A 16622-nucleotide genomic window follows, 5' to 3' on the forward strand; every position below is an offset into this window, starting at 1 on the left:
GCAGGTCACATGGACGACGACACGCACACCGCCGCTGCCGCCGCTGCCGCCGCTGCCGGTACGGGCGCCGCTGCCGGTTCCGACGCCACGGACGCCGCCGGCGCCGGTACGGGCGCCGCCGACGCGGGCCCGCTCGCCGGGTTCACCGTCGGCGTCACCGCCGCCCGGCGCGCCGACGACCTGATCGCCCTGCTGCGCCGGCGCGGCGCCACCGTCCTGCACGCCCCCGCCCTGCGGATCGTGCCACTGGCCGACGACGGCGAACTCCTCGCCGCCACGAGGGAACTGCTCGCCTGCCCGCCCGACGCGGTGGTCGCCACCACCGCCATCGGCTTCCGCGGCTGGATCGAGGCCGCCGACGGCTGGGGCATCGGCGAGGAGCTCCTCGGCCGGCTGCGGGCCGCCGAACTCCTGGCCCGCGGGCCCAAGGTCAAGGGCGCCATCCGGGCCGCCGGGCTCGTCGAGGCCTGGTCCCCGCAGTCCGAGTCCCTCGCAGAGGTCCTCGACCGGATGCTCGCCGCCGGCGTCGCCGGCCGGCGCATCGCGATCCAGCTCCACGGCGAGCCGCTGCCCGGCTTCGTCGAGGCCCTGCGCGACGGCGGGGCCGAGGTGGTCGTGGTCCCCGTCTACCGGTGGATGCCCCCCGAGGACCCCGGCCCGCTGGACCGGCTGCTCGACGCCCTGGTGGGCGGCGGCGTCGACGCCGTCAGCTTCACCTCCGCCCCCGCGGCCGCCTCCCTGCTGTCACGGGCCGAACAGCGCGGGCTCGCCGAACCGGTGCTGGCCGCGCTGCGGGGCCAGGTGCTCTCCGCCTGCGTCGGGCCCGTCACCGCCGTCCCGCTCCAGGCCCACGGCATCGACACCGTCCAGCCGGAGCGGTTCCGGCTGGGGCCGCTGGTGCAGCTGCTGTGCCAGGAACTCCCCGGGCGGGCCCGGGTGCTGCCGGTCGCCGGGCACCGCCTGGAGATCCGCGGCCACGCCGTCCTCATCGACGCAGGGCTGCGCCCCGTACCGCCCGCCGGCATGGCCCTGCTGCGGGCCCTGGCCCGGCGGCCCGGCTGGGTTGTCTCCCGCGCCGACCTGCTGCGGGCGCTGCCCGGCGCGGGGCGGGACGAGCACGCCGTGGAGACCGCGATGGCCCGGCTGCGGGGGGCGCTCGGCGCGGCGAACCTGATCCAGACGGTGGTCAAGCGGGGCTATCGGCTGGCGCTGGACGCCGGTGAGTGCGCCCCGGGGCGGTGACGCCCCGCGGGGTCCGCTGCCCCTGTTCCGCTGCGCGGAGTCCGTCCCCTCCCCTCCCCTCCCCTCCCCGCCCCTTCCCGAAACCGGGCTCCGCCCGGACCCTCCCCCAGCGCTCAAACGCCGCGCGGGCTTAATCAGCCTCGCCGGCGTTTGAGGCGCGGGGGTCCGGGGGTGGAGCCCCCGGTTCGGGAAGGGGCGGGGTGGGGAAACGGCTCCGCGCAGCGGGACAGCGGCAGCGGCGTGAGCCAAGGGCTGGCCGCCGGACCCGCATTCGGTTAGCGTGCGCGGATGATCATTGACGGGGTGGGGATGAGGTGCGTCGACGTCGCCGACGCCGCCGGACTGGCCGACGCACTGGCGCGCAACCGCTCGCACATGGCGCCCTTCGAGCCGTGGCGCTCCGAGGACTACTACACCGAGGCCGGCCAGCGCGCCCGCATCGAAGGCCTCCTGGAGGAGCGCGACGGCGGCCGCATGGCCCCGTACGTCCTGACCGAGGAGGCCGGCGGCACACCCATCGGCATCATGAACCTCGGCAGCATCACGCTCGGCCCCTTCCGCAGCGGCGGCGTCGGCTACTGGGTCGACCGAGCCTGGAACGGCAGGGGCGTGGCCACCGCCGCCCTCCTGGAGGTCTGCCGGATCGCCCGCGACGAGCTCGGCCTGCACCGGGTGGAGGCCGGCACCCTCATCGACAACACCGCCTCGCAGCGCGTCCTGGCCAAGGCGGGCTTCGAGCAGATCGGGCTCGCCCCCAAGTACCTGCACATCAACGGCGCCTGGCGCGACCACCGCCTCTTCCAGCGGCTCCTGCACGACGACCCGCCGGCGTAGCCCCGGCCCGCGCCGCCGCCCGTACGGGGGGTTCCGCATCGACCCGCCGAGGGGCACTCTGAAGGCCGCGGCCCTGGACCAGAGGCGGTGACGGTCATGTGGTTCGACTCCGGGCGGATCTGCCTGGACCTGGTGGCCACCGGCGCCGCCCCCGCGGGCGCCGAGCAGATCAAGGACGGAGACGGGCTGCGGCTGTGGCTCGCCGGAGCCGGGCTCGTCCCCGACCGGACGCCGCTCGCCCGGGTCGGCCCCGACTGGGTGGCCGCCTTCCGGGTGCTCCGCGCCGACGTGGGCAGCCTCGTGCGCGCCGCCCTCGCCGGGGCCGGGCCCGACGGGGCGGCACTCGCCCGGGTCAACGCGCTGGCCGCCGGCCCACCCCCGGGACTGTGTGCCGTCCCCGACCGCGAAGGGCACCTCGTACGGGAGCTGTGCGGCGGCGTGGAGTGTGGCGCGCTGCTCGCCGCGGTCGCCCGCGACGCCGTGGAACTGCTCACCGACCCCGGCGACCGGGCCCTGCTGCGCGCCTGCGCCGGGGACGGCTGCACCCGCGTCTACCTGGACACCTCCCGCGGCCACCGGCGCCGCTGGTGCTCCAGCGAGCTGTGCGGCAACCGCGAGCGCGTCGCCCGCCACCGGCGCCGCGTCCTCGCCGCCCGCCCCGACCGGTGATCTTCGTCCCGCCACCGGAACGGGCGTGCGGACCGGGCGCGGATTCGCGTACGGTTGACGGTCGCCCACGCACGTCAGAAGGGGGCCTTGGTGGCCGCGCAGGATGCCGCTGTCGACAGCACGGCGGATTCCGTCCGCGATCGGGAGATCGCGATCGAGCAGACGCACCTGGACCAGGTGTACCGCCGCCTCGAGGAGAAGATCGACGAGGCCGAGTTCCTCATGAACGACGCGGCCAAGCGCGGCCAGGTCGGCACGCCCGGCGCGCTGGCCGAGCGCGACGCCCAGGTCTTCCGGGCCGGGATCCACCTCAACCGGCTGAACAACGAGTTCGAGGACTTCCTCTTCGGCCGCATCGACCTCGTCCTCGGCAAGGACGGCGAGCGCGGCCCGGACGGCGCCTACACCTCCGTCGCCCCCGCCGACGACGCGATCCGCGAGGACCTGACGGCCGACATCGCCGAGACCCTGCACATCGGCCGCATCGGCGTCCTCGACGCCGACTACTCGCCGCTGGTCATCGACTGGCGCGCGCCGGCCGCCGCGCCGTTCTACCGGTCCACGCCCAAGGACCCCGGCCGCGTCGTGCGCCGCCGCGTCATCCGCTCCAAGGGCCGCAAGGTCCTCGGCGTCGAGGACGACCTGATGCGCCCGGAGGTCACCGCCTTCCTCGACGGGCGCGAGCTGCCCGCCATCGGCGACGGCGCCCTCATGGCCGCGCTCGGCCGGGCCCGTACGCACACGATGCGCGACATCGTCTCGTCCATCCAGGCGGAGCAGGACCTGGTCATCCGGGCCCCCGCCGCCTCCGTCGCCGAGGTCGCGGGCGGACCGGGCACCGGCAAGACCGCCGTCGCCCTGCACCGCGCCGCCTACCTGCTCTACCAGGACCGGCGCCGCTACGCGGGCGGCATCCTGATCGTCTCGCCCACCCCGCTGCTCGTCGCGTACACCGAGGGCGTCCTGCCCTCGCTCGGCGAGGAGGGCCAGGTCGCCATCCGCGCGCTGGGCTCGCTGGTCGACGGCGCCGAGGCGACCGCGTACGACGAGCCCGCCGTGGCCCGCATCAAGGGCTCCTCCCGGATGCTGAAGGTGCTCCGCAAGGCCGTCCGCGGCGCCCTGGAGCTCGGCGACGCGCCCGAGCGGCTGCGCGTCGTCGCCTTCGGGCAGCGGCAGGAGCTGGAGGCCGCCGAGCTGGACCGGATCCGGCAGAACGTCCTCGGCGGCACCGCCCCGGTCAACCTGCTGCGCCCGCGCGCCCGCAAGCTCCTGCTCGACGCCCTGTACGCCAAGACCGGCGCGGCCGGCCGGCACAGCGACCCGGAGCTCGCCGCCGAACTGCGCTCGGCGTTCGACGAGGACATCTCCACCGAGGACGTCTTCATCGACTTCCTGAACGCCTGGTGGCCCGAGCTGACCCCGCGCGGGGTCCTCGCCGCCCTGGCCGACGAGCGGCGGCTCTCCCGCTGGTCGCGCCGGGTCCTGAACCCGCGCGAGGCCCGCCGCATGGCGCGCTCGCTGCGCCGCATCGGCCCCGACGGCCGCGGACCGCTCTCCGTGCACGACGTGGCGCTGCTCGACGAGCTGCAGCAGCTGCTCGGCGCCCCGGCCCGGCCCAAGCGCAAGCGGGAGCTGGACCCGCTGGACCAGCTCACCGGGCTGGAGGAGCTGATGCCGACCCGCGAGGAGACCCAGTGGGAGCGGGCCGAGCGGCTCGCGGCGGAGCGCACCGAGTACGCGCACGTGATCGTCGACGAGGCGCAGGACCTGACGCCGATGCAGTGGCGGATGGTCGGCCGGCGCGGCCGGCACGGCACCTGGACGGTGGTCGGCGACCCGGCGCAGTCCTCGTGGATCGACCTGGAGGAGGCGGCCGCCGCCCGTGACGAGGCCCTCGGGACGCGGCCGCGCCGGCGCTTCACCCTGACGGTGAACTACCGCAACCCCGCGGAGGTCGCCGAGATCGCCGCCCGCGTGCTGCGCCTGGCGATGCCCGGCATGGAGCCGCCGACCGCGGTGCGCTCGACCGGTCTGGAGCCCCGCTTCACGGCCGCCGAGGGCGATCTGGGGTCCGTGGTGCGCGAGGAGACCCGGCGGCTGCTGGAGCAGGTGGACGGCACCGTCGGCGTGGTGGTCTCCATGGACCGGCGCACCGAGGCCGCCGGCTGGCTGGCGGAGCTGGGCGAGCGGGCGGTGGCGCTCGGCAGCCTGGAGGCCAAGGGCCTGGAGTACGACGCCACCGTGGTGGTCTCCCCGGCGGAGATCGCCGGCGGCACCACCCGCGAGGAGGTCGAGGCGGGCGAGTCCCCGGCGGGCCTGCGGGTGCTGTACGTGGCGCTGACGCGCGCGACGCAGCAGCTGACGGTGATCTCCACCGGGCGCGACGAGCCCGACGCGGCCGGCGTGCCGTCGCTGCTGCGGGCGTAGCAGGGGGGCCTCCGGTGCGGCGGCCGTCCGGCCCCGATGGGCCGGATGGCCCGCGGCCACACGCGTGGTGGGACGAGACCGACTGCCCCGAGGGGGCTCGGTGGCGCGGATCCTTTGTTAGCCTGGGTACGACACCGGCTCGATCCAAGCCCCCGGGCCCAACCTTCGTCGCTTAGAGCGACCACTTGCCGCGAGGCGAGCATGGCGGGTCGGTGTCGTAGACGTTTCACCAGGTCCGCGCTCCCGGTTCTCCGGGGGCGCGGACCTTTTTCGTATCCGCCTACGCTTCCCCGACCCGGATCTATCTCGTATGGTGGAAGAGCCTTTCCGAAATTCGTAGCGAGTTACCTGCTACTGGCCAGTAGGTGGGACGATCGGACAACAGGTCCTGCCACACCTGCCGTGTAGCGGGACCCTGTGCGTAACAGAAGAAACAGGGACAGAAGAGGAACACGGCCATGGCAACGGCGCCCAGCGTCTCGTACTCGATGACGGTCCGCCTGGAAGTGCCCGCGAGCGGAACCGCGGTCTCCCAGCTCACCACCGCCGTGGAGTCGTCCGGTGGCTCGGTCACCGGCCTCGATGTGACCGCCTCCGGCCACGAGAAGCTCCGGATCGACGTCACCATCGCCGCGACCTCCACCGCGCACGCGGACGAGATCGTCGGCAAGCTCCGCGGCATCGAGGGCGTCAGCCTGGGCAAGGTCTCCGACCGCACCTTCCTGATGCACCTCGGCGGCAAGATCGAGATGGCGTCCAAGCACCCCATCCGCAACCGCGACGACCTCTCGATGATCTACACCCCCGGCGTCGCCCGCGTGTGCATGGCCATCGCCGAGAACCCCGAGGACGCGCGCCGCCTCACCATCAAGCGCAACTCCGTCGCAGTCGTGACGGACGGCTCCGCCGTCCTGGGCCTGGGCAACATCGGCCCGAAGGCCGCACTGCCGGTCATGGAGGGCAAGGCGGCCCTCTTCAAGCGCTTCGCGGGCATCGACGCCTGGCCGATCTGCCTGGACACCCAGGACAGCGACGAAATCGTCGCCATCGTCAAGGCCATCGCCCCCGGCTTCGCCGGCATCAACCTCGAGGACATCTCCGCGCCGCGCTGCTTCGAGATCGAGGCCCGGCTGCGCGAGGCCCTGGACATCCCGGTCTTCCACGACGACCAGCACGGCACCGCCATCGTCGTCCTCGCCGCCCTCACCAACGCACTTCGCGTCGTGGGCAAGGCAGTTGGGGACGTGAAGGTCGTCATGTCGGGCGCCGGCGCGGCCGGCACCGCCATCCTGAAGCTGCTCCTGGCCGCCGGCGTGAAGAACGTCGTGAGCGCCGACATCCACGGCGTGGTGCACGCGGGCCGCCCCGACCTGGTCGACGCCGACGAGGACTCGCCGCTGCGCTGGATCGCGGACAACACCAACCCCGAGGGCTACACGGGCACTCTGAAGGAGGCCGTGGTCGGCGCCGACGTGTTCATCGGCGTCTCGGCCCCCAACGTCCTGTCCGGCGAGGACGTCGCCGCGATGGCGGAAGGCGCGATCGTGTTCGCGCTCGCGAACCCGGACCCGGAGGTGGACCCGGCCGTCGCCCGCCAGACCGCCGCCGTCGTGGCCACCGGCCGCTCCGACTTCCCGAACCAGATCAACAACGTGCTGGTCTTCCCCGGCGTGTTCCGCGGCCTGTTGGACGCTCAGTCCCGCACCGTGAACACCGACATGATGCTGGCCGCCGCGAGCGCGCTGGCGGACGTCGTCGGCGAGAACGAGCTGAACGCGAACTACATCATCCCGTCCGTCTTCAACGACAAGGTCGCGGGCGCCGTGGCCGGCGCGGTCCGCAAGGCCGCCCAGGCCGCTGTGACGACCCCCACGTCCGCCTGAGGCCCGTACCGGCGCGTCGCGGGATGCGGGCCCGCCGGGGCGCCTCTAGGGTTGCGGGGATGCCCGCGAGGACCGGGGCCCGCATCCCACCAGTGCGGACGGAGCGTCACCGAGGCGTGACTGTGGCGCTTTTCGTGTGACGTTGGCGGGTGCCGGATTGGCGTTCCCGCCGCTGGTGGGGGCAGGATGCGTAACCGGGCGCGAGGGTCTGACGTTCAGACCCGGGTCCGGGGACTGTCCGAGGGCCCTGGCAGCATCGGCTTCGATCTCACGCCTCCAAGGCAAGTTGAACACGGGAGTACAACATGAACCGCAGTGAGCTGGTGGCCGCTCTGTCCGAGCGCGCCGAGGTGACCCGCAAGGACGCCGACGCCGTTCTGGCCGCGCTCGCCGAGACCGTCGGCGAGATCGTCGCCAAGGGCGACGAGAAGGTCACCATCCCCGGCTTCCTGACCTTCGAGCGCACCCACCGTGCCGCTCGCACCGCGCGCAACCCGCAGACCGGCGACCCCATCCAGATCCCGGCCGGCTACAGCGTGAAGGTCTCCGCGGGCTCCAAGCTCAAGGAAGCCGCCAAGGGCAAGTAAGTCCGCCCTTGTGCCGAGCGCCGCACAGGCGCTCGGGACGGCAGGCGTGTGCGGGCGTGCGCGAGTCGTGCAGCACGCCGCTCGGTACGCCGCACAGACACGCCGTGCAGGACGCAGAAGCGCCGAAGGGCGGCCACCCCGTGGGGTGGCCGCCCTTCGGCCTGTTCAGGGCCCCTGGGGGCCGTGGCGGGGCCTCAGACGAGGTCGCCGCCGGGGAGCTCGACCTTGGCTCCCAGCTCCACGAGCTTCTCCATGAAGTTCTCGTAGCCGCGGTTGATGAGGTCGATGCCGTGGACCCGCGAGGTGCCCTCGGCCGCCAGCGCCGCGATCAGGTACGAGAACCCGCCGCGCAGGTCGGGGATGACCAGGTCGGCGCCCTGCAGCTTGGTGGGGCCGGAGACGACCGCCGAGTGCAGGAAGTTGCGCTGGCCGAAGCGGCACGCCGAGCCGCCCAGGCACTCGCGGTACAGCTGGATGTGAGCACCCATCTGGTTGAGCGCCGAGGTGAAGCCGAGCCGGGACTCGTAGACCGTCTCGTGGACGATCGACAGGCCCGTGGCCTGGGTCAGGGCGACGACCAGCGGCTGCTGCCAGTCGGTCTGGAAGCCGGGGTGGACGTCCGTCTCCAGGGCGATCGCGTTGAGCGGGCCGCCCGGGTGCCAGAAGCGGATGCCCTCGTCGTCGATCTCGAAGGCGCCGCCGACCTTCCGGTACGTGTTCAGGAAGGTCATCATCGAGCGCTGCTGGGCGCCGCGCACGTAGATGTTGCCGCCGGTCGCCAGCGCCGCGGAAGCCCAGGAGGCGGCCTCCAGGCGGTCCGGGAGCGCCTTGTGGTTGTAGCCGCCGAGGCGGTCCACACCGGTGATCCGGATGGTGCGGTCGGTGTCCATCGAGATGATGGCGCCCATCTTCTGCAGGACGCAGATGAGGTCCTCGATCTCCGGCTCGACCGCGGCGTTGCTGAGCTCGGTCACGCCCTCGGCCAGGACGGCCGTGAGCAGCACCTGCTCGGTCGAGCCGACCGACGGGTACGGGAGGCGGATCTTGCAGCCGCGCAGGCGCTGCGGTGCCTCGAGGTACTGGCCGCCTTCGCGCTTCTCGATGGTCGCGCCGAACTGGCGGAGCACGTCGAAGTGGAAGTCGATCGGCCGGCCGCCGATGTCGCAGCCGCCCAGGCCCGGGATGAAGGCGTGGCCGAGGCGGTGCAGCAGCGGGCCGCAGAAGAGGATCGGGATGCGGGACGAGCCCGCGTGGGCGTCGATGTCGGCGACGTTCGCGCTCTCGACGTGCGTCGGGTCCAGGACCAGCTCGCCCGGCTCCTCGCCCGGGCGCACGGTCACGCCGTGCAGCTGGAGCAGGCCGCGGACGACGCGGACGTCGCGGATGTCGGGAACGTTGCGGAGCCGGCTGGGTTCGCTGCCGAGCAGAGCGGCCACCATGGCCTTGGGCACGAGGTTCTTCGCACCGCGGACACGGATCTCGCCCTCGAGCGGGGTTCCGCCATGGACAAGCAGTACGTCGTCACAGTCTGTGCCGGTCATGAATCTCGCGTTCCGGAGGGGTCCTCCCGGCTGTGCCAGGGGGAGGTGGGCAGGGACCAGGGAAAAGGGTAAGGGGCGTCGGCCCGTTGTTCGTAAGGCCGACGCGGCCGTTTGGATGTCATGACTTGGCCACAACACCCTCCGTGCCCACCTCATGGCGGAGTGTCGCATTCCGGGCGGCGGAGCGGTTCCGCAAGCGGCGCCGCGCGCTCCTGTCTGCTGCCGTGCGCCCGCGCCTGCGTGCGATTCGGTTTCTTCCGCTCCCCCTGAAGGGCGAATGTGCGAGATCATGTCGGCATGACCGAGGTGTCCTCCCTGACCGGGCGGCTGCTCGTGGCCACCCCCGCCCTCGCGGACCCGAACTTCGACCGCGCGGTGGTGCTCCTGCTCGACCACGACGAGCAGGGCTCGCTCGGCGTGGTCCTCAACCGGCCGACCCCCGTGGGCGTCGGCGACATCCTGCTGCCCTGGGCGGGCCTGGCCGGCGACCCGGGCGTCGTCTTCCAGGGCGGCCCGGTCGGCCTGGACTCCGCGCTCGGCGTGGCCGTCATCCCGGGTGAGGAGGGGCCGCTCGGCTGGCGCCGGGTGCACGGCGCGATCGGCCTGGTCGACCTAGAGGCCCCGCCGGAGCTCCTGGCCACGGCCCTCGGCTCGCTGCGGATCTTCGCCGGCTACTCGGGCTGGGGCCCGGGCCAGCTGGAGGACGAGCTCGGCGACGGCGCCTGGTACGTGGTGGAGTCCGAGCCCGGCGACATCTCCTTCCCCGACCCGCAGCGGCTGTGGCGCGCGGTGCTGCGCCGCCAGCGCAGCGACCTGGCCATGGTCGCGACGTACCCGGACGACCCGTCGCTCAACTGACCGGGGCCGAGGTCGGTACCCTGGCTTGCATGAGCACTCTTGAGCCCGAGCGCGGGACTGGTACGGGGACCCTCGTAGAGCCGACGCCGCAGGTGTCCCACGGCGACGGCGACCACGAGCGCTTCGCCCACTACGTCCAGAAGGACAAGATCATGGCGAGCGCGCTCGACGGGACCCCCGTCGTCGCGCTCTGCGGCAAGGTCTGGGTGCCGGGCCGGGACCCGAAGAAGTACCCGGTCTGCCCCATGTGCAAGGAGATCTACGAGTCCATGGGCCCCGGCGGGGACAAGGACAAGGGCGGCAAGGACCAGTAGGTCCGCCAGGACGAGCAGGTCCGCTTCCGCGGGACCGGGGCAGGGCCCCCGGGGTGCGCACACGCGTACCCCGGGGGCCTTCGCCGTACTAGGGTCGGCGGCGCAACGGAGCAGCACCCTGCGGAACCGGCGTTGCGACCGGCGCAACGCGGCGACGCGACGCCTGCGAGCGAAGGGCAGCCGACGCATGGACCTGATCCCCGCACCCCTGACCGCCGACTGGCACGAGGACGCGCCGCCGTACGTGTTCGGCCCCGCCCCGGTGCTCGACGCCGTACCCGGCACCGGGGGCACCGCGCGCTGGCTGCGCCGCGAGCTGGGCGCCGCCACCGGCTGGGACCTCCCGCCGGGCGACCTGCAGGGCCCGGGGGGCGGCAGGGGCCGCGGAGCCGCCGGCGACGGGGACGCGGGAGTCGGGCCGGACCCGGGCGGGATCCGGCTCCGCCTCGACGGGGCGCTCGCCGGGCGCCTCGGCCCCGAGGGGTACGCGCTCACCGTAGACGGCCGCGGCGCGCAGCTGTCCGGAGCCTCGCCCGCGGGCCTGTTCTGGGCCGCCCAGACGCTCCGTCAGCTGCTCGGCCCCGACGCGTACCGGCGCGCACCCACCGGGGGCGGCAAACGGGCCTGGAGCCTGCCCCGCGGCACCCTTCAGGACGCCCCCCGCTTCGGCTGGCGCGGGCTGCTGCTCGACGTGGCCCGGCACTTCACGCCCAAGGACGGCGTCCTGCGCTACATCGACCTGCTCGCCGCCCACAAGCTCAACGTCCTGCACCTGCACCTGACGGACGACCAGGGCTGGCGCATCGAGATCCGGCGCCACCCGCGGCTCACCGAGGTCGGCGCCTGGCGGCCGCGCAGCCGCCGGGGGCACCGGGCCTCGCCGCTGTGGGACGAGACCCCGCACGGCGGCTTCTACACCCACGACGACATCCGCGAGATCGTCGCGTACGCCGCCGAGCGGCACGTCCGGGTGGTCCCGGAGATCGACGTACCGGGTCACTCGCAGGCGGCGATCGCCGCGTACCCCGAACTGGGGAACACCGACGTCGTCGACACGGCGGCGCTCGGCGTGTGGGACGACTGGGGGATCAGCGAGAACGTCCTCGCGCCGAGCGAGGCCGTGCTGCGCTTCTACGAGGGCGTGTTCGAGGAGGTCCTGGAGCTGTTCCCGGCGGACGTCTCGCCGTTCGTGCACGTGGGCGGCGACGAATGCCCCAAGGTGCAGTGGCGCGCCTCGCCGGCCGCGCAGCAGCGGATCCGGGAGCTGGGCGTGGACGGCGAGGACGGGCTGCAGTCCTGGTTCGTCCGGCACTTCGACGGCTGGCTGGCGGCGCGCGGGCGGCGGCTGATCGGCTGGGACGAGATCCTGGAGGGCGGGCTCGCCCCCGGCGCGGCGGTGTCCTCCTGGCGCGGCTGTGCGGGCGGGATCGCCGCCGCCGAGGCGGGCCACGACGTGGTGATGTGCCCCGAGCAGCAGGTCTACCTGGACCACCGTCAGGCGCCGGGTCCCGGAGAGCCGGTGCCGATCGGGTACGTGCGCACCCTGGAGGACGTCTACCGCTTCGAGCCGGTGCCGCCCGAGCTGTCCGGGACGGCGGCCGCGGCCCGGGTGCTGGGCGCGCAGGCGAACATGTGGACCGAGGTGGCGGAGAACCGGAGCCGGGTCGACTACCAGGTGTTCCCCCGGCTGGCGGCGTTCGCGGAGGCGGTGTGGTCGCGGCTGCCGGCGCCCGCCGAGCGGGACTACGCGGGATTCGAGGCGCGGATGGCGGGCCACCGGCGGCGGTTGGACGCCCTCGGCGTCGACCACCGGCCGCCCGGCGGGCCGTTGCCGTGGCAGCGGCGGCCGGGCGTGCTCGGACGCCCGATCGAGGGTGTACCGCCGAACGTGTGACGGGGGCGCATGGGGCGGGGGAGCCGGGGAGCGGAATGGGGCGGAGGTGGGCCGCGGTGGATCGCCGTGGATCTTCGGAGAACTCCGGGGATTTCTGGGGAACTCCTGATCAATCCGGGACGTCCTACGTTCTCGGGGGTTGTCGGGAACTCTGCGGACCTCTCCGGAACTCTCCCTCGATCACGGCGTATTGCATCATTTCCAGCGATTCCGCCGTTTGTGCCGATTCGGTCGATACGGGGAAAACCGGACGGCCGGGAGCTCTAGGGGGCGCCCGGCGGACCCTCGCGCCGGGCGGTGGGGAAGATGTGCCAGAGTTGCCACGTCCCGGCGGTGAGCACGTACCGTACGGCGGACAGGCGTGAGCGCCGTGACCGGGACATCGGGAAGGGGCAGCTGGGTTGACCACGCAGGCACCGCACACACCGCAGGCGGCGCAGTCCGTGATGCTGCCGGCCTCACTCGAGGAGGCCGTGGCGGCTCTCGCCGCCATGCCCGCCGCCGTGCCCGTGGCCGGCGGCACCGACCTCATGGCCGCCGTCAACGCCGGGCTGCTGCGGCCCGCCGGACTGGTGAGCCTCGGCCGGATCAACGAGATCCGCGGCTGGCAGTACCAGGAGGACGGGCACGCACTGCTCGGCGCGGGCCTGACCCACGCCCGCATGGGCCGCCCGGACTTCGCCGCGCTGATGCCCGCACTGGCCGCCGCCGCGCGCGCCGCCGGACCGCCGCAGATCCGCAACGCCGGCACCCTCGGCGGCAACATCGCCAGCGCCGCGCCGACGGGCGACGCGCTGCCCGTGCTGGCCGCGCTGGAGGCCGTCCTCGTCATCGTCGGCCCGGGCGGGGCGCGCCGGGAGATCCCGGTCTCGTACCTGCTCGCGGGCCGCGAGATGCTGCGGCCCGGGGAGCTGATCGGCTTCGTGCGCGTGCCGCTGCTGCACGCGCCGCAGGTCTTCCTGAAGGCCACCGGGCGCACCGGTCCGGGGCGCGCCGTGGCATCCGTGGGGCTCGTACTGGACCCCGCGCGCCGGGGCGTGCGCATCGCCGTGGGCGCGGTCGCCCCGATGCCGCTGCGGCCGCTGGAGGCCGAGCAGTGGGTGGCCTCGCTCATCGACTGGGACGGGGAGCGGACCCTGGCCCCCGAAGCGCTGGAGGCCTTCGGCGACTACGTCGCGGCCGCCTGCGTACCCGACCAGGGGGAACCTGTGGCTCCGGGCGTGCTGCACCTGCGGCGCACCGTGGCCGTGCTGGCACGGAGGGCCCTGGGGAGGGCGCTGACCTCATGAGTGAGACGAACGAGAACGTGAGCGGAACGACGGGGGAAGCGGGCCGGCCAGGCGCCGCGTGGGGCTGGGAGCCGGTGCCGCAGGGCGCCGGGTTCGACTCCGACGCGACGGCGTTCGTCAGCCTGCCGCCGGAGATGCTGGACGCGCTCGGCACCGGCGAGCCGCTGGCCGCGCCCGGGCACGGGTACGTCCCGCCGCCGATGATCCTTCCGCTGGGGGCCGCCACGACGGACCCGGCGGCCACGGGGACGTGGACGATCCCGGCGCAGTGGCCGGACGCGCCGGGGAACGCGGGCGACACCGGTGCGCAGGATGGAGCTGCGGCTGCGGCTGCGGCTGCGGCTGCGGCTGCGGCTGCGGCGCCGGTCGGCGGGCCGATCCCGGCCTCGATCCCGATCCCGGCGTCGGTCGCCGCGGCGTTCGCGGACGCGGGTCCGGAGGCGGCGGTGGCCGGCGCCGGGGCCGGGTCCGAGGGGGCCGCCGAGGGCGACGAGGACCCCGGGGCCACGGCCGAGTGGCAGTTCCCCGACGCGGTGCGGGAGGCCGAGCCGGTCGCCACGGGCCAGTGGACCCTGCCGGAACTCGGCGAGGAGACCGGCGAGTTCCGCCCGGACACCCTGCACGCCGACTGGAGCCAGGCCCCCGTGACCCTGCCGGGCGGGGCCCCCGCCCCGTGGGCGACGCACCCCGGCTTCGAGAGCGCGCGGGCGGACGCCCCGCTGAGCTCGGGCGTCCTGCCCGACGCCCAGGGCACCACCCCCGGCACCTCGGGCGCGGGCCTGCGCAGCCTCGGCGGGCCCGGCGTCGGCGCCCCCAGCCGCGGTCCGCGCGTCCTGGGCGGCCCCGGCGTGGGCACCCTCCCGGAGGGCGACCCGGCGCACGCCGCAGCGGCCGCGCCCGCCCACGCGGACCCGGAGGGCCCGTTCACGCGGGCGCACGAACACGCCCCCTCGGCGCCCGACGGAACCCGGCCGGCCGATGCGGCGGCGCCGTACGCCGGCCAGACCGACGGCCACGGCCACGGCGCGTTCGCCGCGCCGCACACCGCGGCCGCCGAGACCACCCGGCCCGCGGGCACCCCGAACAGCCTGACCCGCCCCTACGTCCGCGCCCAGGCCACCGGCCACGGCCACGCCCCGGCGGGCGCCGAGGGCCAGGGCGACAGCCACGCCCAGGCCCAGCCCGGCCACGGCCCGGCCGGCGCTCAGAGCCAGGGCCACGGCCCGGCTGCCACGGACGGGCACGGCCAGCCGTACGCGCAGGCCCTGGCCGGCGGTCACGGTCCGGCTGCCACCGACGGGCACGGGCAGTCGTACGCGCAGGGCCCGGCCGGCGGTCACGGTCCGGCTGATGCTCACCGCCCGGCCGGCACCGACGGGCACGGCCAGTCGTACGCGCAGGGCCCGGCCGGCGGCCATGGCCCGGCGGACGCCTACGGGCTGGCCGGCGCTCACGGCCCGGCCGGCACCGACGGCCACGGCGAGACCTACGTGCAGGGGCCGGCTGACGGCCACGGCCCGGCGGAGGCTCACGGCTCGGCAGGAGCTCACGGCCCGGCTGCCACCGACGGGCACGGCCAGTCGTACGCGCAGATCCAGACCGGCGGCCACGGCCCGGCCGAGGCTTATGGCCTGACCGGCGCTCACGGCCCGGCTGCCACGGACGGGCACGGCCGGCCGTACGCGCAGGCCCTGGCCGACGGCCCGGCCGACACCGACGGCCACGGCCGGCCGTACGCCCACGACACCACCACCCTCGGCCAGGGGCCGGCCGATGCCCGCGAGGCGGCGGAAGCGCACGCGCCGACCGGCGCGCACGACCTGGCCGGCGCTCCCGGCCAGGGCCACGGCCCGGCTGCCGCCCACGCCGAGACCGAGGCGAGCGGCCCGGCCGGCACCGACGGGCACGGGCAGAGCTTCGCGCAGGGCCCGGCCGACGGCCACGACCAGGCGGACGGCCCCGGCGGCACGCTCGGGCGCGGCGAAGTCCTCGCCCACGGCTCGGCCGACGGCCGGGACGAGGGCCACGGGCACACCCTCGGCCGCGGCGACGCCCTGGCGCAGGGCGCGGGCGACCCGCACGGCCAGGGCCTGCCCGCCGGGGACGGCGAGGCCAAGGGCCGCGGTGACGGCCGCGGGCAGGCCGGCAGCGAGGGCCCGGGCCACGGCCCCGGGGACACCCTCGGCGGCGGCTTCGACGCCGCTGCGGCGGCTGCCGCCGCGGAGCCGGACGGTACGGACGGCCACGGCCACGGCCACGACCACGGCTTCGGCGGAGCCGCCGCCGGTGGCCCGGGCGAAGCCGGGGCCGCGCCCGCACCGGCTGCGGACACCGCGGACATCGCCGTGGCACCGCCGGCCGCGGGTACCGCCGAAGGACTCCCGGGCGCGGGGCCCTCGTACGAGGAAGACCAGGCGGCCGCCGCGGCCGTCGCCCACCACGAACACCCGTCTGCGTCCTACGTGCTGCGCGTCAACGGCGCCGACCGCCCCGTCACCGGGGCCTGGATCGGCGAGTCCCTGCTGTACGTGCTGCGCGAGCGCCTCGGCCTCGCCGGCGCCAAGGACGGCTGCTCGCAGGGCGAGTGCGGTGCGTGCGCCGTGCAGGTCGACGGCCGGCTCGTCGCCTCCTGCCTGGTCCCGGCCGCGACGGCCGCGGGCAGCGAGGTCCGTACGGTGGAGGGCCTCGCGAGCGGCGGGGAACTCTCCGACGTGCAGCAGGCGTTGTGCCGTTCGGGTGCGGTGCAGTGCGGATTCTGCGTGCCCGGCATGGCCATGACCATCCACGACCTGCTGGAGGGCAACCACGCCCCCAGCGACCTGGAGACCCGCCAGGCCCTGTGCGGCAACCTGTGCCGCTGCTCCGGCTACAAGGGCGTCCTGGAGGCCGTCCGCGAGGTCGTGGCCGAGCGCGAGGCGACGGCCGCCGCCGAGGCGCAGGCCGACGGAACAGGCGCGCCGCAGACGGCGGCCGGCCCACCGGCGGCGGGCATCGAGATGCGCATCCCGCACCAGGCCCAGCCCGGCGAGGGCGGGATCCACCACAACGGAGGCATGGCGTGAGCGGGCAGGACGCGGCGGGCGC

Annotated in this window: 12 protein-coding genes; 11 read left to right on the top strand and 1 reads right to left on the bottom strand. The window is 75.1% G+C overall.

Going from position 1 to position 16622, the window contains the following annotated elements:
* Window positions 1-9: 9 nt before the first annotated feature.
* From AB0F11_RS05435 to AB0F11_RS05460, 6 genes are all read left to right on the top strand, one after another.
* Window positions 10-1242 (top strand): uroporphyrinogen-III synthase, encoded by a 1233-nt coding sequence (locus AB0F11_RS05435; protein ID WP_362168706.1) that lies wholly within the window; start codon window positions 10-12, stop codon window positions 1240-1242.
* A 288-nt stretch (window positions 1243-1530) separates the two neighbouring features.
* Window positions 1531-2076 carry a GNAT family protein gene (locus AB0F11_RS05440; protein ID WP_362168708.1) on the top strand — a complete coding sequence of 182 codons (546 nt, stop codon included), beginning with the start codon at window positions 1531-1533 and terminating at the stop codon, window positions 2074-2076.
* Between the two features lie 96 nt (window positions 2077-2172).
* Window positions 2173-2745, top strand: a complete 573-nt coding sequence (locus AB0F11_RS05445; protein WP_362168710.1) for a CGNR zinc finger domain-containing protein — start codon at window positions 2173-2175, stop codon at window positions 2743-2745.
* Window positions 2746-2835: 90 nt separating this feature from the next.
* Entirely contained in the window at window positions 2836-5172 is a 2337-nt protein-coding gene (locus AB0F11_RS05450) for a UvrD-helicase domain-containing protein (protein ID WP_362168712.1), read from the top strand.
* A gap of 458 nt (window positions 5173-5630) precedes the next feature.
* Entirely contained in the window at window positions 5631-7055 is a 1425-nt protein-coding gene (locus AB0F11_RS05455; RefSeq protein ID WP_362168714.1) for an NAD-dependent malic enzyme, read from the top strand.
* Window positions 7056-7360: 305 nt separating this feature from the next.
* Entirely contained in the window at window positions 7361-7642 is a 282-nt protein-coding gene (locus tag AB0F11_RS05460; protein ID WP_007264399.1) for an HU family DNA-binding protein, read from the top strand.
* Between the two features lie 194 nt (window positions 7643-7836).
* Here AB0F11_RS05460 and murA read toward each other — a convergent pair whose 3' ends face one another.
* On the bottom strand, window positions 7837-9183 hold the full coding sequence (gene murA / locus AB0F11_RS05465; protein ID WP_361915479.1) for a UDP-N-acetylglucosamine 1-carboxyvinyltransferase: 1347 nt from the start codon (window positions 9181-9183) through the stop codon (window positions 7837-7839).
* Window positions 9184-9480: 297 nt separating this feature from the next.
* Here murA and AB0F11_RS05470 point away from each other — a divergent pair, with 297 nt between their 5' ends.
* The 5 genes from AB0F11_RS05470 to AB0F11_RS05490 all read left to right on the top strand — a co-directional run bounded on the left by AB0F11_RS05470 (window position 9481) and on the right by AB0F11_RS05490 (window position 16600).
* Window positions 9481-10041, top strand: a complete 561-nt coding sequence (locus AB0F11_RS05470; RefSeq protein WP_362168716.1) for a YqgE/AlgH family protein — start codon at window positions 9481-9483, stop codon at window positions 10039-10041.
* A 29-nt stretch (window positions 10042-10070) separates the two neighbouring features.
* On the top strand, window positions 10071-10355 hold the full coding sequence (locus AB0F11_RS05475; protein ID WP_063754862.1) for a DUF3039 domain-containing protein: 285 nt from the start codon (window positions 10071-10073) through the stop codon (window positions 10353-10355).
* 187 nt (window positions 10356-10542) lie between these two features.
* Window positions 10543-12249: a beta-N-acetylhexosaminidase gene (locus tag AB0F11_RS05480; protein ID WP_362168718.1), complete on the top strand. Its 1707-nt coding sequence runs from the start codon at window positions 10543-10545 to the stop codon at window positions 12247-12249.
* A gap of 446 nt (window positions 12250-12695) precedes the next feature.
* Window positions 12696-13538, top strand: coding sequence for an FAD binding domain-containing protein (locus AB0F11_RS05485; RefSeq protein WP_362168899.1), 843 nt, complete (start codon window positions 12696-12698; stop codon window positions 13536-13538).
* Complete coding sequence (locus AB0F11_RS05490) at window positions 13535-16600, top strand: 2Fe-2S iron-sulfur cluster-binding protein (protein ID WP_362168720.1); 3066 nt, start codon at window positions 13535-13537, stop codon at window positions 16598-16600. Before AB0F11_RS05485 ends, AB0F11_RS05490 begins: the two co-directional genes overlap by 4 nt.
* Window positions 16601-16622 lie beyond the last annotated feature (22 nt).

Source organism: Streptomyces sp. NPDC032472, from assembly GCF_040636955.1.
Lineage (GTDB): Bacteria > Actinomycetota > Actinomycetes > Streptomycetales > Streptomycetaceae > Streptomyces.